Source organism: Phenylobacterium sp. (assembly GCF_030651755.1).
Classification (GTDB): Bacteria; Pseudomonadota; Alphaproteobacteria; order Caulobacterales; family Caulobacteraceae; genus Phenylobacterium.
The window spans coordinates 1-1,502 of the sequence record NZ_JAUSBZ010000090.1; the positions used below are offsets into that span (position 1 = coordinate 1).

At 65.6% G+C, this 1,502-nt stretch carries 1 protein-coding gene; it reads left to right on the forward strand.

Going from position 1 to position 1,502, the window contains the following annotated elements:
- Positions 1-1,502, forward strand: a 1,502-nt coding sequence (gene uvrA, locus Q7V15_RS08410) for an excinuclease ABC subunit UvrA (protein WP_304755037.1), incomplete at both ends; no start/stop codon positions are given.

Genomic DNA, 1,502 nt, shown 5'->3' on the forward strand with positions numbered 1-1,502 from the left:
CGAAGAGCTGGGGCGGTTCCAGTCTGAAACCCCTTGTGAGGCCTGTGGCGGCTATCGCCTGAAACCTGAGGCCCTGTCGGTGAAGATCGACGGCCGGCACATTGGCGAGGTCTCCCGCCTGTCGATCCAGCACGCCCGCGAGTGGTTCACAGCCCTGGAAGACCGGCTCACCGACAAGCAGATGGAGATCGCCCGGCGCATCCTGAAGGAAATCAATGATCGCCTGCGCTTCCTGGTGGATGTGGGGCTGAACTATCTCAACATGTCGCGCAATTCCGGCACCCTGTCGGGCGGCGAGAGCCAGCGCATCCGCCTGGCCAGCCAGATCGGCTCGGGGCTCACCGGGGTGCTCTACGTCCTGGACGAGCCCTCCATCGGCCTGCACCAGCGCGACAACCCCCGCCTGCTCAACAGCCTGCGGGGCCTGCGCGACCTGGGCAATTCGGTGCTGGTGGTCGAGCACGATGAGGAGGCCATTCTCACCGCCGACTATGTCATCGACATGGGTCCAGCGGCTGGCGTCCATGGCGGCACGATCGTCGCCGAGGGCACGCCTGCGCAGGTGATCGCCAATCCAAAGAGCATCACCGGCCAATACCTGTCAGGCGCCCGCGAGATCGCCGTCCCCCGGGACCGCCGCCCCATCTCCAAGAAGAAGATGGTCCGCATCGTTGGCGCCAGCGGCAACAATCTGAAGGACGTCACCGGCGAAATCCCCGTCGGCGTCTTCACCTGCATCACCGGCGTCTCCGGCGGCGGCAAGTCCACCTTCACCATCGAGACCCTCTACAAGGCCGCCGCGCGCCGGCTGCACAACGCCAGCGACGCGCCCGCCCAGCATGAGCGGATCGAGGGGCTGGAGAACTTCGACAAGGTCATCGACATCGACCAGTCGCCCATTGGCCGCACCCCGCGGTCGAACCCGGCCACCTATACCGGCGCCTTCCAGCCGATCCGCGACTGGTACGCCGGCCTGCCAGAGTCCAAGGCCCGCGGCTATGGGCCAGGCCGCTTCTCATTCAACGTCAAGGGCGGCCGCTGCGAGGCCTGCCAGGGCGACGGCCTGATCAAGATCGAGATGCACTTCCTGCCCGACGTCTACGTCACCTGCGATGTCTGCAAGGGCAAGCGCTACAACCGCGAAACGCTTGAGATCCAGTTCAAGGGCAAGTCCATCTCCGATGTCCTCGACATGACCGTCGAGGAGGCCGCCGACTTCTTCAAGGCCGTGCCCACCGTGCGCGACAAGATGGAGACGCTGAAGCGCGTGGGCCTGAGCTACGTCAAGGTCGGCCAGCCGGCGACAACCCTGTCGGGCGGCGAGGCCCAGCGGGTGAAACTGTCCAAGGAACTGTCGCGCCGGGCCACGGGGCGGACGCTGTACATCCTGGACGAGCCCACCACCGGCCTGCACTTCGAGGACATCCAGAAGCTGCTGGAGGTGCTCCACGAGCTGGTGGACCAGGGCAATACGATCGTGGTCATCGAGCACAATCTCGACG